Annotated in this window: 13 protein-coding genes; 9 read left to right on the top strand and 4 right to left on the bottom strand. The window is 62.1% G+C overall.

The window, feature by feature from the left end; genetic code table 11:
* Positions 1 to 261: 261 nt before the first annotated feature.
* Entirely contained in the window at positions 262 to 2,214 is a 1,953-nt protein-coding gene (locus VFO93_RS19265; RefSeq protein ID WP_325136015.1) for a hypothetical protein, read from the bottom strand.
* A 232-nt stretch (positions 2,215 to 2,446) separates the two neighbouring features.
* On the opposite strand from VFO93_RS19265, the gene VFO93_RS19260 reads away from it, so the two are divergent.
* The 7 genes from VFO93_RS19260 to VFO93_RS19230 all read left to right on the top strand — a co-directional run bounded on the left by VFO93_RS19260 (position 2,447) and on the right by VFO93_RS19230 (position 7,593).
* On the top strand, positions 2,447 to 3,715 hold the full coding sequence (locus VFO93_RS19260; RefSeq protein WP_325136046.1) for a putative DNA modification/repair radical SAM protein: 1,269 nt from the start codon (positions 2,447 to 2,449) through the stop codon (positions 3,713 to 3,715).
* Between the two features lie 67 nt (positions 3,716 to 3,782).
* A complete protein-coding gene (locus tag VFO93_RS19255; protein ID WP_325136014.1) occupies positions 3,783 to 4,178 on the top strand; it encodes a hypothetical protein in 396 nt (131 codons plus the stop codon).
* A gap of 62 nt (positions 4,179 to 4,240) precedes the next feature.
* Positions 4,241 to 4,459 (top strand): hypothetical protein, encoded by a 219-nt coding sequence (locus tag VFO93_RS19250; RefSeq protein ID WP_325136013.1) that lies wholly within the window; start codon positions 4,241 to 4,243, stop codon positions 4,457 to 4,459.
* A 51-nt stretch (positions 4,460 to 4,510) separates the two neighbouring features.
* Positions 4,511 to 5,386, top strand: coding sequence for an alpha/beta hydrolase (locus VFO93_RS19245; protein WP_325136012.1), 876 nt, complete (start codon positions 4,511 to 4,513; stop codon positions 5,384 to 5,386).
* Between the two features lie 20 nt (positions 5,387 to 5,406).
* Positions 5,407 to 6,315 (top strand): TIGR03915 family putative DNA repair protein, encoded by a 909-nt coding sequence (locus VFO93_RS19240; protein WP_325136011.1) that lies wholly within the window; start codon positions 5,407 to 5,409, stop codon positions 6,313 to 6,315.
* Between the two features lie 48 nt (positions 6,316 to 6,363).
* Positions 6,364 to 7,218, top strand: a complete 855-nt coding sequence (rfbD, locus tag VFO93_RS19235) for a dTDP-4-dehydrorhamnose reductase (protein ID WP_325136010.1) — start codon at positions 6,364 to 6,366, stop codon at positions 7,216 to 7,218.
* Between the two features lie 96 nt (positions 7,219 to 7,314).
* Positions 7,315 to 7,593, top strand: coding sequence for a hypothetical protein (locus VFO93_RS19230; protein WP_325136009.1), 279 nt, complete (start codon positions 7,315 to 7,317; stop codon positions 7,591 to 7,593).
* Between the two features lie 16 nt (positions 7,594 to 7,609).
* On the opposite strand, the gene VFO93_RS19225 is transcribed toward VFO93_RS19230, so the two are convergent.
* Together VFO93_RS19225 and VFO93_RS19220 are read right to left on the bottom strand one after the other, a co-directional pair.
* The gene (locus tag VFO93_RS19225; protein WP_325136008.1) at positions 7,610 to 8,812 is read right to left on the bottom strand and encodes an MFS transporter; all 1,203 of its coding nucleotides are present in this window, start codon (positions 8,810 to 8,812) and stop codon (positions 7,610 to 7,612) included.
* A 68-nt stretch (positions 8,813 to 8,880) separates the two neighbouring features.
* The gene (locus tag VFO93_RS19220; RefSeq protein ID WP_325136007.1) at positions 8,881 to 9,810 is read right to left on the bottom strand and encodes an AraC family transcriptional regulator; all 930 of its coding nucleotides are present in this window, start codon (positions 9,808 to 9,810) and stop codon (positions 8,881 to 8,883) included.
* A gap of 231 nt (positions 9,811 to 10,041) precedes the next feature.
* Here VFO93_RS19220 and VFO93_RS19215 point away from each other — a divergent pair, with 231 nt between their 5' ends.
* Both VFO93_RS19215 and VFO93_RS19210 read left to right on the top strand, forming a co-directional pair.
* The gene (locus tag VFO93_RS19215) at positions 10,042 to 11,571 is read left to right on the top strand and encodes an aldehyde dehydrogenase family protein (protein ID WP_325136006.1); all 1,530 of its coding nucleotides are present in this window, start codon (positions 10,042 to 10,044) and stop codon (positions 11,569 to 11,571) included.
* A 111-nt stretch (positions 11,572 to 11,682) separates the two neighbouring features.
* Positions 11,683 to 12,075, top strand: a complete 393-nt coding sequence (locus tag VFO93_RS19210) for a DUF779 domain-containing protein (RefSeq protein ID WP_325136005.1) — start codon at positions 11,683 to 11,685, stop codon at positions 12,073 to 12,075.
* A 166-nt stretch (positions 12,076 to 12,241) separates the two neighbouring features.
* Here the strand turns inward: VFO93_RS19210 and VFO93_RS19205 are convergent, their stop codons facing one another.
* A complete protein-coding gene (locus tag VFO93_RS19205) occupies positions 12,242 to 15,535 on the bottom strand; it encodes a multidrug efflux RND transporter permease subunit (RefSeq protein WP_325136004.1) in 3,294 nt (1,097 codons plus the stop codon).
* Between the last annotated feature and the right edge of the window lie 128 nt (positions 15,536 to 15,663).

Below are 15,663 nucleotides of genomic sequence, written 5' to 3'. Positions count from 1 at the left end.
CGCACGCCAGCGCAATACGGATTCGGCGCTGCGCCCGCCGAATACAGTCGGGCTTTTTACCCCAACATGGGAGGTAGCCGCAGCGCGGCGGCATGTTGGTAGTTGTAGTGAGTGGCAAAATAGCCCGAGCCGCAAAGCGGCGGCACCAAGCAGTAGGGTGCCGCCGCTTTGCGGCTCGGGTCTGCAAAAACTACCTACACTACCAACGTGTCGCCGCTTCGCGGCTATTGCGGGCTTCTGTTTTCGGCAACAGAAAATAGCCTACTGCAAGTCATACCGCACCACACCGGGCTGGCCAAAGCTGAAGTCGTTGAACTGGTACGAGTCGCGGTTGGTCTCAAACAGCCGCAGGCCATTGGGCGTGAGCTGGCCGCGCGGGTAGAAGCCCAGCAGCAGCTGAAACGTGCGCAGCACCGTGAGTTCGTTGCGGAAGCGAAACCCGATGCCGAAGCCCGAGTAGGGAGCCTCCGAGCCGAAGGGCGAGCCCCCGCCAATGCGCTGATTGATGTAGGCAATATCGGCAAAGCCCAGAATGGCCATGCGAAAGCCCAGCAGCGACAGTGGCGTATAGATAGTGCCCTCGTAGCTGGCCACAAAGCGGCTGGTGGGCAGCACCTGCCCCTGCGGCCGGAAGCCGCGCACCGCCCCGCCCACGCCCCCGAGGCCACTGAGCAGCACCTCGGCCGGGTAGCGGTTGAAGCCCGCCGCCAGGCGCAAATTCAGCAGGTTGCGCACCTGGTAGCTGCCCACCCGGTAGCGCCGCGTAAAGTACATGGCCTGCCCCGTGAGCAAGCCCTGCTCCCAGCCGCCCCGGCCGGCGCGCTTGAAGGTGCTGAAGCCGAGGCTGCCGTAGAGGTAGCCCTGCTGCACCGAGTAGCCGGCCATCGCGAGGCGGGCATCGAAGTAGTGGCGCGGCAAAAAGGTGCTGCTCTCGAAGCCCGTGGTGAAGCTGAGCAGCGTGCCGGCCGGCACGTCTTCGGTGCGCCCAAAGCCGAAGAGGTACTTGTCCTTATAGTAGCGGCGCACCGAGTAGCCCACCGTGCCCAGCACGATGGTGCGGGTGCGGTCGTCGGGGGTGTTGGTGGGGTTGGTGGTGTGGTTTTCGTGGCGCACGCTGCCCGCGATGATGAGGCGGCCGGGGTTTTCGTAGCCCAGGTCGTAGGAGCGCAGGCGCAGGGCCCGGCCCACCCACAGGCTGTGGCTGGTGTAGGAGCGAAACTGGAAATTGGGCTGCTCGCCCTCGGGCGGGGGCGCGTCGCGCGGCAGCACGAGGCGCAGGTTGATGGCATCCGACGAAAACGCGCCGGCCCAGCGGGCGCTGGGCGAGTAGAAATCGCGCTGCACCGACACGCCGCCCGAGTGCGCCTCAAACTCATTGAAGTAGTAGCCCCGGGCGTACACGAAGTTGCGAAACGGCACCTGGTACGTGCCCTCGTAGCCCCAGGTCTGCGGCAGGTCGCGGCCGTACTGGTAGCGGTTATCGAACTGATGCCCCAACCCCAGAAAATTGCGGTCGCCGGCCGTCACGATGGCCTCGGTGGCGCTGCGCACGTCAAAGCCCGCGTTGATGCTGAACACGTCGGTGGTTTGCACCAGAATATCGACGCTGTCGCGGGTGGCCGTCAGCTCGTTTACCAGCACGCGGGCGTCGAGCAGCTCGTCGGTTTGGCGCAGCAGGCGCTCGCTTTCGGCCAGAGCCTGCGGCAGCAGCGGCTGCCCCGGCCTGAACAGCAGCAACTGCCGGATGCGCGCCGGAGCCGTGCGAATGTGCACGGCGTTGCCGGCTTTTTCCACGAAGGTGCGCGGCCGCCGCAGCGAGTCGTTGAGGCTGTAGCCGAAGGCATCGAAGGGCGTGATGGTAACGCGGCGCACAATCTTGAAATTATGCTGGTCGAACTGCCGGTTTAGTAGCACCGCGTCGAGGCCGTGGTCTTCTTCGCGGGGCCGGGTGAGGCGAAAGAATGCCTGCACGCCCCGCCCCACGATGGTTTTGCGGCGCGTGAAGCGCTGCAAGCTCAGGCGCAGGCGGGCCTCGTCGAAGCGCCGGCCCAGCGAGTCGGCCGGCAGGTCGTCGGCGTTTTCGGCGGCGTGCAGCGAGTCGGGTGGCACGGCCAGGCGCGGCGTAAACTCCTGGGCGCGCGCCGCCCGCCCGGTGCCGAAAGCCAGCAAGCCGCTCAGAACGAAGAAGAAGTGAAAGCGGAAAAGCTTGGGCATAGGGCGCTTCGTGCAAGTTACTGCAACGAGGCGGCCGGCGCTAAAATTTCACGGGTGCGGACGCTGGAGCCGGCTATAGCTGGACGGGCAGCGCCCGTGTGTCTTTGGCCTGCCGCGGCGGCCGGAAATCGGGGCAAAAGCGGAACCATTTCCAAAAAAATTAGCTTATGGATTGCTTGCTAATTTAGAAAGCACCGCCTACTTTTACTTCCAGCTAACCGCCTTAGTCAGCATGAACGAGCGCATTCAGGAAAAGCTAAGCATACTAGCCGACGCCGCCAAGTACGATGTGTCGTGCAGCAGCAGCGGCGGCAAGCGCAAAAACGAGCAGAAGGGCCTCGGCAACGCCGAGGGCATGGGTATCTGCCACAGCTACACCGAGGATGGCCGCTGCGTGAGCTTGCTCAAAATATTGCTCACCAACCACTGCATTTTCGACTGCGCCTATTGCGTGTCGCGCCGCTCCAACGACGTGAAGCGCGCCGCCTTCACGGTGGAAGAAGTGGTGGATTTGACCATCAATTTCTACCGCCGCAACTACATCGAAGGCTTGTTTTTGAGCAGCGGTATTTTCAGCAGCCCCGACTACACGATGGAGCGCCTGGTGCGCATCGTCAAGAAGCTGCGCACCGAGCATAATTTCAACGGCTACATCCACGTCAAAACCATTCCGGGCGCGTCGCCCGAGCTCATTCAGGAAGCCGGCCTCTACGCCGACCGCCTGAGCGTGAATATCGAGCTGCCTTCGGAACTGGCCTTGCAAAACCTGGCGCCCGAGAAGAATTACGCCGAGATTCTGACCCCGATGGGCCAGATTCGCGACGGCACTATTCAGAATAAAGAGGAAAAGGCGCTCTTCAAAAAGGTGCCGCAGTTTGCCACCGCCGGCCAAAGCACGCAGCTGATAGTAGGCGCGAGCGACGAAAACGACCTGCAAATCATCAAGCTCTCCGACAGCCTTTACCAGGGCTACGGCCTCAAGCGGGTGTATTACTCGGGCTACGTGCCCATCACCGACGATGCCCGCCTGCCGCAAGTGACCCAGCCGCCGATGGTGCGCGAGCACCGCCTCTACCAAACCGACTGGCTGATGCGCTTTTACGGCTTCGAGGCCGACGAAATCCTGGACCCCGCGCACCCATATCTCGACCTCGAAGTAGACCCCAAGCTGGCTTGGGCCCTGCGCAACCGCCACCTGTTTCCGGTGGATGTGAACGTGGCTGACCGGGCCACGCTGCTACGCATTCCGGGCGTGGGCGCGCGCTCGGTCGAGCGCATCATCCAGACGCGCCGCTTCGGGCCGCTCACGGCCGAGACGCTCAAGCAGCTCGGCGTGGTGATGCGCCGCGCCAAGCACTTCCTGACCTGCCGGGGCTCGGCCCCGGCCCGCCTGGGCGAGCTCGACGAGCAGCAGATTCGGCGGCAGGTGCTGTTTGGGGGCAAGGCCGTGCGCTCGGCGCTGGTGACGCAGCAGCTCGATTTGTTTGCCCAGGTGGGCTAGGTGTTGAGGCCGATACTGCGCCGGGCCAGTAGCTTGCGGCGTCAACCACTACTCTTTAGTTTTTGCCATGACCCGCTTTTTCTGCTTCGCTCTCGCCAGCCTCGGCCTCACCAGCTGCCTCGGTAGCGCCAAAAACAGCTGCACCGCCACCGTGCTCGAGCCCGTGACCTCGGCCACCGGCCCGCGCACGGTAGCCGTCAACCAGAAGGCTGATTTTGTCATCAGCTACGTGCCACAGAACACCTGCGGCAAGCTGGCCAGCATCTACGAAGCGGCCGGCAACTTGCCCAATTCCTACCTCATCGGCCCGCAGGTAGTGTACAACGATTGCAACTGCCCGACCAACACGGGGGCCGCGCAAGCCACCTACTCCTTCACGCCCACCAAGGCCGGCACGTACTACCTGAATTTTATCGCCAGCAACAGCGCTGGCTACGTAACCGACACGCTGGTAGCGCAATAGATTCTTTTTTGTTCAGCCTGCTCCGCCGCGTTGGCGGGAATAATCCCGGTTTGTTTTCGCTTATGAAAATCACGCACCGCGCCCCCGCCGACGCGGCCCCACTGCTCAGCTTCGCCGCCGAGCCGGCCGCCGCTTCCCAGGCTTCGCCTTCGTTTGACAAAGCCCCGCGCCTGTCGTGCTGCTGCCGCCTCAGCGAGCTGCTGCCCCGCGTGCGTGAGGTGCACGATGCCGTGCGCGCCGCCCGCCTGGCGGCCGAGGGCGCGCCCGGCGTGGCCGCCTAAAAGCTAAGCTGCGCCGCAACCCTGGCGGGCCCCTGCCGGGTACAAGCCGGTATGACTTACCCCCTCGAGCACCACGACGTGCTCACCAACGGCGTGCGCCTGCACGTGGTGCAGTGCGGCCCCGCCGATGGCCCGCTGGTAGTGCTGCTGCACGGCTTTCCCGAGTACTGGTTTAGCTGGCGGGCGCAGCTGCCCGCGCTAGCCGCCGCCGGCTACCGCGTGTGGGTGCCCGACCAGCGCGGTTACAACCTCAGCGACAAGCCCGTGGGCGTGGAAAGCTACGCGCTGCCCACGCTGGCCGCCGATATCATCGGACTTATCGACGCGGCGGGGCAGGCGCAAGCCGCCGTGGTGGGCCACGACTGGGGCGGCATCGTGGCGTGGTACCTGGCGGCGCATCACCCCGGCCGGGTGGCCAATACTACCATCATTAATGTGCCGCATCCGGCAGTGGTTGGGCCAAACATTTGGCAAGCGCCCGACCAGCTTTTGCGCAGCTGGTACATCGCCTTTTTTCAGCTGCCGGGCCTGCCCGAGCGCCTCATCAGCCGGCGCAACTGGCAGTTTGGGGCCGCGATGCTGGTGCGTAGCAGTCGCCCCGGCACCTTTGGCCCGGCCGAGGTAGCGCGCTACAAAGCCGCCTGGAGCCGGCCGGGGGCCATCACTGGTATGCTGAACTGGTATCGGGCTTTGCTGCGCGCGCCCGTCAGCTACTGGCCGCGCATCGGGCAGCCGCTGCAAATCATTTGGGGCGAGCACGATGCTTTTCTGAACAAGAAGTTTGCGCAGCTCAGCCTGGCCGAATGCGCGCAGGGTACGCTGCACTACTTTCCGGAAGCTACGCACTGGGTGCAGCTCGAAGAAGCTGGTAAAGTCAACGCCTTGCTAGTGAAATTCTTGCGGCAGGAGGCGGCCGCTATTTCTTAACCTAGGTCACTAATTTTGCGATGAGCCAGCTAACGCCGCTTTCATCTTCTTCGAGTACGGCCGTTGGCCCGGCGGCCCCGCGCAAGCCCGCGCCCGAGCTGCGCAACGCGCCCGCCGACTACACCTATGACGGCAGCTTCGAGGGCTTGCTCACGGTGCTGTTTCGCATCTACGACCGCCGCTCGGCCCCCAGCAGCATTCAGCCCGAAGAGGCGGTGCAAGGCGGCCTGTTTGCCCAGGCCGTGGCCGTGGCTACCGACGAAGCCTTGGCTGCCCGCACCTGGGACGGCCTGCTGCGCTTTATGCCCGAGCCGGCGCGGGCGCGGCTCTACCACGTGTTTTTGAGCGAAGACGCGGAGCGCGAGCTGCTCATTTTTCGCTACGCCGACAGGGCGATGCGCGCCAGGCGCGACATCTCCGAAAACTACGCCGATGCCACCGTGCGCCGCTGCCAGCGCTTGGCCCAGCAGATGTTCCGCGAAAAGCACCGCATGGAGGCGTTCGTGCGCTTCGAAAAGGCGCAGGACGGCTTGTTTCACGCCACCATCGAGCCCGATTTCGATGTGCTGCCGCTCATTGCCAGCCACTTCACCAAGCGCTACGCCGACCAGCGCTGGCTGATTTTCGACAAAAAGCGCCACTACGGCCTGTACTACGACCTCACCCGCACCGAGGTCGTCAGCTTTGCGGCGGGCGAGGCGGCCACCCTGCGCCGGGGCCAGCTCTCGGCCACGGTGCTCGACGAGCGCGAGCCGCTCTTCAAAATCCTGTGGCAGGCGTATTTCGACCACGTCAACATCCCGGAGCGCAAAAACCTCAAGCTGCACCACCGCCACATGCCGCGCCGCTACTGGAAGTACCTCAGCGAGAAGCAGCCGCGCGAGCGTCGCTTCGAGCCGATTAAAAACAAACGCGGGCCGAACCAGTAGCGCAGTAAGTTTGCGGTAGCATTTATAAACGCGAACATCACCGTACAAATGGATTCTATTCTGGTTTTTGGGGCCTCGGGCCAATTGGGGCAATGCCTCGCCCACGTTGCCAAAGAGCGTACCACGCCGGGCCTCATTTTTCCGCCCGAAGACCAGGCCAATATTCTGAACCTGGCGGGTTTGCGTAGTCTCTTCGAGCAGCACCAACCTGCCTATGCCATCAACTGCGCCGCCTACACGGCCGTGGATAAGGCGGAGGAAGAAGTAGAGCTAGCCCGCAAAGTGAACCGCGACGGGGCCGAAAACCTGGCCCGCCTGTGCGGCGAGTTTGGCACGGTGCTCATCCAGGTTTCCACCGACTTCGTGTTTGCCGGCACCGGCAACCAGCCGCTGCGCGAAACCGACCCGGCCGAGCCCATCAGCGTCTACGGCCTCACCAAGCTGGAGGGCGAGCAGGCTATTCCGCCGCTCACCGATAAGCATTTTATCTTGCGCACCAGCTGGCTGTACTCCGAATACGCCAACAACTTCGTGAAAACTATGCTCCGGCTGGGCCGCGAGCGCGACGAGCTGCGCGTCATCTGGGACCAGGCGGGCACGCCCTGCTACGCCATCGACCTGGCCGGCTGCATCCTCACGATTATCGAAAAGCAGAGCGCCGCCTACGGCATCTATCACTATAGCAACGAGGGGGTTACGTCGTGGTACGACTTCGCCACTGCCATCTTCGAGCTGAGTGGGTTGCCCACGCGCACGGTGCCCATTCGCACGGCTGAGTACCCAACCAAGGCCACGCGGCCCGCGTATTCGGTGATGGACAAAACAAAGATTAAGCAAACCCTGAGCATCGCCATTCCGCACTGGCGCACCAGCCTGCAAACTTGCCTGGGGCGGCTAAGCTAATTCGTTTTGCAAAGCCCTTGCGCTTGGTGCCTACCTGGTGCAAGGGCTTCCTGATGCTTGTAAGCTAGGGCTTTAGGTTCGCTTTCTTACTACCGCATGGCCGTATTTCTTTTGCGGATTGCGTTTCGCAATCAACCCGACGGAAGCGATTTTTTGCTTACGGGCCGGGTTTATCCTGCTACTACTACCGTCAAGGCCGGCGACTGGCTAGTGCTTGGGCAACTGAAAGTTTTGATAAAACAGGTAGAAATCGCTACTTACGAAGGGATTATGCTGACAATCAGCCAAGACGCCGTCGAAACGCTCCGCCGGTCCGGCATAGTTTTGACCAAGTTGTACGGCACCGAAATTCAGCTTGAAAGCACGGCGCAGTAGCCGTGCGCCCCGAAGCCTACCGCCCGTAGTACCGATGCAGCGCCAGCGCCAGCAGCACAAACACGCTACCCACGGCGCACACGCCCGGCCAGCCGTAGTGCATCCAAGCCACGCCGCCTATTACCGAGCCCAGCGAACCGCCCGTGAAGTAGCCCGTCATGTACACCGTATTGAGGCGGCTGCGGGCCTCGGGACGCAGCGAAAACACCAGCGTCTGGTTGGAGATGTGGGCCGACTGCACGCCCACATCGAGCAGAATGATGCCCAGCACCAGCCCGGCCAGGTAGCCACCGCCCACGCCCAGCAGCAGGTAGGCCCCCAGCGCCAGCGCCAGGCTGATGGTGAGCGCGTAGCGCGAGCCCCGCGTGTCGGCCAGCTTGCCGGCCAGCGGGGCGGCCAGCGCACCCAAGGCCCCCACTAGCCCAAAGAAGCCAGCCACGTCGCTGCCGTAGTGATACACCGGGCTGGCCAGGTAAAACGTTAGCGTAGTCCAGAACACGCTGAATGAGGCGAAGATAGCCCCGCCGACCAGCGCCGAGCGCCGCAAATCGGGCAGCTCGCGGGTGAGGGTGAGCAGCGATTGCATAAGGGCGGCGTAGCCATCGGCGAAGGCGGGCCGGCTGCGCGGCAGGCGCCAAGCCAGTAGTGCGCCCAGCGCCAGCATCAGCCCGCCCGCGCCGGCAAACACGGTGCGCCAGCCCAGGTGCGCCCCCGCGTAGCCGCTGATGGTGCGCGAGAGCAGAATGCCGATGAGCAGCCCGCTCATCACGCGGCCCACGATGCGGCCGCGGTCGGCCTCGGGGGCCAGGGTAGCCGCCATGGGCAGCAGCAGCTGCGGCACCGACGAGCAGAGGCCAATGAGCACGCTCGCCACCGCCAGCAGCCCAAACGTGGGGGCCAGCGCCGCGCCGCCCAGGCACAGGGCCGCCGCGCCCAGCATCCACAAGATTAAGTTTTTACGCTCCAGCATATCGCCCAGCGGCACTACCAGCACCATGCCCAGCGTGTAACCCACCTGGGTGGCCGTGGCCACGAGGCTGGCCCGGCTATCGGAAATGTGAAACGTGCGGCCGATGGCCACCAGCAGCGGCTGGTTGTAGTAAATGTTGGCCACTACCAGCCCGCAGGTGAGGGCCATGAGCCAGACTAATGCGGCATCGAGCTGGCGGGGTGGGGTAGTGGTTTGATTAGCAGTAGCGAGCGGAATAGTATCGGGCATAGGGCATACAACCCAGAGCCGACGGGGAATGTTGCCAGCAAAATAGCCTGGACCTGATGGCCCCTGCGCTATACCAACTGCTGTTTCTTGTACGCGCCCGGCGTCAGGCCTTCGTATTTCTTAAACAGCGCCTGGAAATACGACAGGTTGTTGAACCCCGCCCGCAAACACACCTCGGCCACGGTAGCCAGCGGGTGGCTCAGCAGGCGTTTTGCTTCGGCCAGCCGCTCGCGCACGATGTACTCGACCGGCGTGAGGCCAAACTCGCGCTTGAACAAGCGGAAAAACGTGGCCTTGCTCATGCACGCCACCGCGCTCAGCTTCTCGACGGGCAGCGGCTCGGCGAGGTGCTGCCGGATGTACTGCACCACCGCCGCAAACGGGTTTGTGGTGAGGTGCTTGGCATAGTCCTGAAAAATAAGCTGCCGCGCCTGCGTCTGCATCAGGCGCACCAGCAGCTCTTGCAGCGTGAAGCCGGCGAGCACGTCTTTGGCCGCGTCAGTAGTACGTGACACGGCCACCAGGCGCTCCAGGGTGCCCGTCAGCTCGGGGGTGTTGGTGAGGTGGGCGTAGTCGGGGCCGGCCAGCGCCCAGGGCTGCGCGGGCTCCGCCTTGGGGTAGCGTTCGTTCAGCAGGTCAACGGTTTGGCGAATGGTATCGGGGGCGATGGCCACCGCCAGGCACTGCGTGGGCTGGCACAGACAGGCGTCGGGAAAGTCGATTTCCATCAACTCGTCTTCGCCCACTACCACCGACTCGCCGGGCAGGTAGTCGAAGGCCGGGCGGCCGGGCAGGTGCATCACTTTCTTGCCCCGCAGCATAGTCGTGAGCGACAGCCCTTCCAGCCGCAGCGGCACGCGGTGGGCAGCGCGGTGCGTCTCGAAGATATTCAGCTCAAAGGCATCGAGGGCGAAAACCGTGCGGTTCTCAACCAGCGAGTGCAGCCGCTCCAACGCCAGGGGCGGCACGGCGGCGGGTAGGTGGGCGCGGGTAGGCATAAGGAGTTATGAATTATGAGTTTTGAGTTCTGAGTTGATGTTCTGAGCGGTTTTGGAAGAGGAATACAACTCAGAACTCAAAACTCATAAGTCATAACTCCACATAAGTAAGTACTCACTTCAATTTGCGGCAATTTCAACATTTTTTGCGACAATACCACAGTCGGCCTACCTAGGGTGCGGCCCACCTTTGCCGTGTTCCTTAACCTTTCCAATAAACCCACCCCCATCATGGCCGAAGTTCTTGAAGCCCCCACCACCTTGGTGGCCCGCCCGCAGTTCAAAAACCACTACGACAACTTCATCGGCGGCAAATGGGTAGCCCCCGTGAAGGGACAGTATTTCGACAACCCGTCGCCCATCGACGGCAAGGTGTTTACCAAAGTGGCCCGCAGCACCAAGGAAGACATCAACCTGGCGCTCGACGCGGCCCACGAAGCCTTCAAAACCTGGGGCAAAACCTCGGCCACCGAGCGCAGCAACGTCCTCAACAAAATTGCCAACCGCATCGAGGAAAACCTGCCCTTCCTGGCGGCCGTGGAATGCGTGGAAAATGGCAAAGCCATCCGCGAAACCACTTACGCCGACCTGCCGCTGGTAGTCGACCACTTTCGCTACTTTGCCAGCGTTATTCGGGCCGAAGAGGGGAGCGCTACTGAGTTAAATAATAGTACTTTGTCGCTCAATATACAGGAGCCGCTGGGCGTGGTAGGCCAGATTATCCCCTGGAACTTCCCGCTGCTGATGGCTACCTGGAAGCTCGCGCCCGCTATGGCCGCCGGCTGCTGCGTGGTGATGAAGCCCGCCGAGCAAACGCCCGCCAGCATCATGGTATTGATGGAATTGATTGGCGACCTCATCCCGGCCGGCGTCGTGAACGTGGTGAATGGCTTCGGCCTCGAAGCCGGCAAGCCGCTGGCCTCGTCGCCGCGCATTCACAAGGCCAGCTTCACGGGCGAGACGACCACTGGCCGCCTCATCATGCAGTACGCCGCCGAAAACCTGATTCCGGTGACGATGGAGCTGGGGGGCAAGTCGCCCAATATCTTCTTCAAGAGCGTGCTGGATGCCGACGATGATTTTCTCGACAAAGCCATCGAAGGCGCGGTGATGTTCGCGCTCAACCAGGGCGAAATCTGCACCTGCCCCTCGCGGATGCTCGTGCAGGAAGATATCTACGACGAGTTTATTGCCCGCGTCATTGCCCGTGTGAAAGCCATCAAGCTCGGCAACCCGCTTGATATGACTACGATGATGGGCGCGCAGGCTTCGAACGACCAGTTCGAGAAAATCCTGAGCTACCTCGAAATCGGCAAAGCTGAAGGTGCCGAGGTGCTGACGGGCGGCGAGGCCTACAGCCAGGAAGATGGCGCGCTGGGTGAGGGCTACTACATCCAGCCCACCATGTTCCGGGGCCACAACAAGATGCGGATTTTCCAGGAGGAAATCTTCGGCCCGGTGGTGTCGGTCACGACCTTCAAAACCGTAGAAGAAGCCATCGAAATTGCCAACGACACGCTCTACGGCCTCGGTGCCGGTGTGTGGACCCGCGACGCCCACGAGCTGTACATGGTGCCCCGCGCCATCGAGGCCGGCCGCGTGTGGGTGAACTGCTACCACGACTACCCGGCCGGCGCGCCCTTTGGCGGCTACAAAGCCTCGGGCTTCGGGCGCGAAAACCACAAGATGATGCTGGCGCACTACCGGCAGAATAAGAACATGCTGATTTCTTACAGCGAAAAGCCGCTGGGCTTCTTCTAGGAAAAATGGCTGAACGGTTGGATGGTTGAATTGGGTGCGGCTTCACTAATAGTCTACAACAGTTTAGCCGCCCGGCAATTCAACCATTCACCCATCCAACCGTTCAGCAATATGCCCACCGCCCGCGTCCTCGTCACCCAAGCTGCCGAAGCCACCATCGACCTGCTCCGCGACGAGCACGGCCCGCTTATGTTTCACCAGAGCGGCGGATGCTGCGATGGCTCATCGCCGATGTGCTTCGCCAAGGGCGAGTTTCGGGTGGGTAGTAATGACGTGTGGCTGGGCCGCATCCACGGCTGCGACTTCTTCATGAGCGCCAGCCAGTTCGAGTACTGGAAACACACCCAGCTCACGGTAGATGTGGTGAAAGGCCGGGGCGCCAGCTTCTCGCTGGAAATCCCCCTAGGGGTGCGTTTTCTCATCCGCTCGCGGCTGTTTACGGAGGCGGAGGAAGCGGATATGGCCCCGGTTTTTGCGGGGGATGAGTATCCGGCGCTCGGGTAACCCCACCCCCCAGCCCCCTCCCCTCCGGGAGAGGGGGAGCCGGACGACTTTTATTTCAAGCAAAAGAGCCTTTAGCATAATGCTAAAGGCTCTTTTTATTAATTGTCTTTGAATACGTTAGGCTCCCCTCTCCCGGAGGGGAGGGGCCGGGGGTGGGGTGACCACGTTAGGTGCCCAACTCCGGCGGCGTTTCGTCCTTGCGCTTCTGCTCTTCCGTTGCTTTATCGTTCACATTCGCCTCCGACGGCCCCGCTGGATGCGTGCTCTCGCCCTGCGAGCCGTGGCCCTGGTGGCCGTGCTCCTCGGGCTTGTAGTTGGCTTCCATCTCGGCGAGCTTCTTCTTGCCGTAGGCCAGCTTGGTGATATTCAAGAACAACACCGGCACGGCGAAGATGGCCAAAAAGGTAGCCGCCAGCATGCCGCCCGTCACGGTCCAGCCGATGGTTTGGCGCGATACCGCGCCCGCGCCCGAGGCGAAGGCCAGTGGTAGCACCCCTAGGATGAATGCCAGCGAGGTCATGATGATGGGGCGCAGGCGCAACGTCACAGCCTCCATCGTGGCATCGAACACGGGCATGCCCCAATCCACGCGCTCTTTGGCAAATTCCACAATCAGAATGGCGTTCTTAGCCGCCAAGCCGATGAGCGTAATCATGCCAATCTGGGCGTACACGTTGTTGGTGAGCTTGGGCACCAGCGTGAGCGCCACAATTGCCCCGAAGATGCCCAGCGGCACCGATAGCAGCACCGAAAATGGCACCGACCAGCTTTCGTACAGCGCCGCCAGCAGCAGGAACACGAACAAAATCGAGAGCCCGAAGATGATAATCGTGCTGTTGCCCGAGCTGATTTCCTCGCGGCTCAAGCCCGAAAAGTCGTAGCCGTAGTCGGCGGGCAAGGTCTGCGCGGCCACTTCTTTCAGCGCCGCGATGGCCTGGCCCGAGCTATAGCCCGGCTTGGCGTCGCCGTTGATTTCGGCCGAGCGGAATAGGTTGTAGTGCGAGATAAGCGGCGCGTTCTCTACCAGTTTGGAGGTGATGAGCGACCCTAGGGGCACTTGCCGACCTTGCTGGTTGAGCACATAAAACGAGTTCAGCGACGACACATCCTTGCGGTAGAAGGTATCGGCCTGGGCCACTACCCTAAAGTTGCGCCCGTACTTGGTGAAGTCGTTGACGTAGGTGCTGCCCATGTAGGTCGAGAGCGTGCTGAACACGCTGGTGAGCGGTACGCCCAGCTTTTTGGCCTGGTCGCGGTTCACGGTGAGCTGGTAGCCCGGGGTTTTGGCCGTGAAGAAGGTGTAGGCCCGCGCTATTTCGGGGCGCTGGTTTACGGCGCCCACAAACTTGTTCACGGTCGCCTCAAAGGCCTTGATGTCGGTTGAGGCTTCGCGCTGCTCCAGCATAAAGCTGAAACCGCCCGTGTTGCCGAGGCCCGGAATGGCGGGCGGCGGCACCACCACGATGTTGGCCCCTTTTATCACCGAAAACTCCTTTTGCAGCTGCCCAATCACGCCGTAGAGCTGCTGAGCTTCCTGCTTGCGGTCGTCCCAGGGCTTCATCTGAATGAAGAACGTGCCGCTGCTCGACTTAAAGGAGAAGTTCAGCGCGTTCAGGCCGCTGATACCCGAGGCGCTGCGAATGGCCGGCACTTTCTCCTTGATAATCTTGGCCATTTGGTCCATGATGGCCTTGGTGCGGGTGCTGGCCGCGCCCTGCGGCAGCTCGACCGAAATAAATAAGCGGCCCTCGTCCTCAGTCGGGATGAAGCCCGACGGCTTGGTGCGGAACAGCCCGTAGGTACCGCCGTACACGGCCAATAGCAAAATACCCACCAGCGGCGCAAACCGCAGCGCTCGTTTCACGCCGTTGGCATACGACTTCGTGACGCGCTCAAACCACTGGTTGAATTTGTAGAACAGCTTGTTGATGCCTTTCGAATCGGCCGTTTGCTCGGTGGGCCGCATCAAAAGCGAGGTGAGCGCCGGCGTGAGCGAAAGCGCGATGAAGGCCGACAGCACCACCGAAATGGCGATAGTGATGGCGAACTGTTGGTAGAGCTTGCCCACGATGCCCGGAATGAAGCCCACCGGCACGAACACCGCCGCCAGAATGAGCGCGATGGCGATAACCGGGGCCGTAATGTCCTTCATGGCCTTTTCGGTGGCCTCGCGCGCCGATATTTTCTCGGTGTCGATGTAGTGCTGCACGGCCTCCACTACCACGATGGCGTCATCGACCACAATACCGATGGCAAGCACGAAGCCAAAGAGCGTCAGGGTATTAATCGTAAATCCTAGGGGCAAAAAGGCGATAAACGTACCCACGATGGCCACCGGCACCGCCAGCACCGGAATGAGCGTAGCGCGCCAGCTTTGCAAGAACACGAATACCACGATGGTTACCAGCAGCAGCGCTTCGCCCAGCGTGTGCAGCACCTCCTCGATGGAAACCTTCACCACCGTAACCGACTCAAACGGCACGCTATACGCTACGTCAGGCGGAAACTTGGCCTTGAGTTGGTTGAGGGCGGCGTACACACCTTCAGCCGTTTCGAGGGCGTTGCCGCCCGGTACCTGGTTGATAAGCAGCAGGGTAGCGGGCTCGCCGTTTACGGTAGACGTGCGGGCGTAGTCGAAGCTGCCGAGCTGTACGCGGGCCACGTCTTTGAGGTACACTACTGAGCCATCCTCGGGCTTGGTGCGCACGATGATGTTCTCAAACTCCTCCACCTTGCTTAGGCGGCCATTGACAAAGAGCGTGTACTCGAAGGCTTGCGAGTTGTATTGCGGGGCCGAGCCCACCGAGCCGGCCGCTACCTGCACGTTTTGCTCGCGCAGGGCATTGGTTACGTCGGTAGCGCTGAGACCGAGCTGGGCCAGCCGGTCGGGCTTGAGCCAGATGCGCATCGAGAAGTCCTGGCCGATGCTCTGCACGTCGCCCACGCCCTTCACGCGCAAGAGCGCGTCGCGGACGTAGATATTGGTGTAGTTGTCGAGAAACTTGATGTCGTGCGAGCGCTTGGGCGAGGTCAGCGCGGCCACCATCAGGATGGTTGGGTTGCGCTTCTTTACGGTGAGGCCCAGGCGCTTCACCTCGTCGGGTAGCTGGGGCTGGGCCACGCTCACGCGGTTTTGCACGTCGAGCGTGGCGATGTCCACGTTGGTGCCAATCTCAAACGTCACGTTCGACGAGATGCGCCCGTCGCTCGTCGCGTTCGACGACAAATAGGCCATGCCCGGCGTGCCGTTTACCTGCGTCTCGATGGGCGTGAGCACGGTTTGCTCTACCGTAAGAGCGTCGGCCCCCGTATAGCTGCCCGATATCTGCACCACCGGCGGCGAAATATCGGGGTACTGGCTGATGGGCAAGCTCAGCAGCGCCAGCACGCCCAGCAGCACCAGCACGATGGATACGACGATGGCCGTGACCGGCCTTCGGATAAAAACGTCAGATATCATTCAGGAAAGGATAGAATTTAAGTAAACCGTCATGCTGAGCGGAGCGCAGCGAAGTCGAAGCATCTCTACCGCTTCGTTGTTAGGCGTCAGGAGTTAGTTCTCCGGTAGAGATGCTTCGACTCCGCTGC

It is taken from the genome of Hymenobacter sp. (assembly GCF_035709525.1).
Taxonomy (GTDB): domain Bacteria; phylum Bacteroidota; class Bacteroidia; order Cytophagales; family Hymenobacteraceae; genus Hymenobacter.
Note: the sequence above shows the minus strand (reverse complement) of the source record. Positions and strands in the feature narration are given on the sequence as shown.

Bases quoted from the DNA above. Each gene is read 5' to 3' on its own strand.
- VFO93_RS19265 (WP_325136015.1), bottom strand. From the start codon at position 2,214: ATGCCCAAGCTTTTCCGCTTTCACTTCTTCTTCGTTCTGAGCGGCTTG.
- VFO93_RS19260 (WP_325136046.1), top strand. From the start codon at position 2,447: ATGAACGAGCGCATTCAGGAAAAGCTAAGCATACTAGCCGACGCCGCC.
- VFO93_RS19255 (WP_325136014.1), top strand. From the start codon at position 3,783: ATGACCCGCTTTTTCTGCTTCGCTCTCGCCAGCCTCGGCCTCACCAGC.
- VFO93_RS19250 (WP_325136013.1), top strand. From the start codon at position 4,241: ATGAAAATCACGCACCGCGCCCCCGCCGACGCGGCCCCACTGCTCAGC.
- VFO93_RS19245 (WP_325136012.1), top strand. From the start codon at position 4,511: ATGACTTACCCCCTCGAGCACCACGACGTGCTCACCAACGGCGTGCGC.
- VFO93_RS19240 (WP_325136011.1), top strand. From the start codon at position 5,407: ATGAGCCAGCTAACGCCGCTTTCATCTTCTTCGAGTACGGCCGTTGGC.
- rfbD (WP_325136010.1), top strand. From the start codon at position 6,364: ATGGATTCTATTCTGGTTTTTGGGGCCTCGGGCCAATTGGGGCAATGC.
- VFO93_RS19230 (WP_325136009.1), top strand. From the start codon at position 7,315: ATGGCCGTATTTCTTTTGCGGATTGCGTTTCGCAATCAACCCGACGGA.
- VFO93_RS19225 (WP_325136008.1), bottom strand. From the start codon at position 8,812: ATGCCCGATACTATTCCGCTCGCTACTGCTAATCAAACCACTACCCCA.
- VFO93_RS19220 (WP_325136007.1), bottom strand. From the start codon at position 9,810: ATGCCTACCCGCGCCCACCTACCCGCCGCCGTGCCGCCCCTGGCGTTG.
- VFO93_RS19215 (WP_325136006.1), top strand. From the start codon at position 10,042: ATGGCCGAAGTTCTTGAAGCCCCCACCACCTTGGTGGCCCGCCCGCAG.
- VFO93_RS19210 (WP_325136005.1), top strand. From the start codon at position 11,683: ATGCCCACCGCCCGCGTCCTCGTCACCCAAGCTGCCGAAGCCACCATC.
- VFO93_RS19205 (WP_325136004.1), bottom strand. From the start codon at position 15,535: ATGATATCTGACGTTTTTATCCGAAGGCCGGTCACGGCCATCGTCGTA.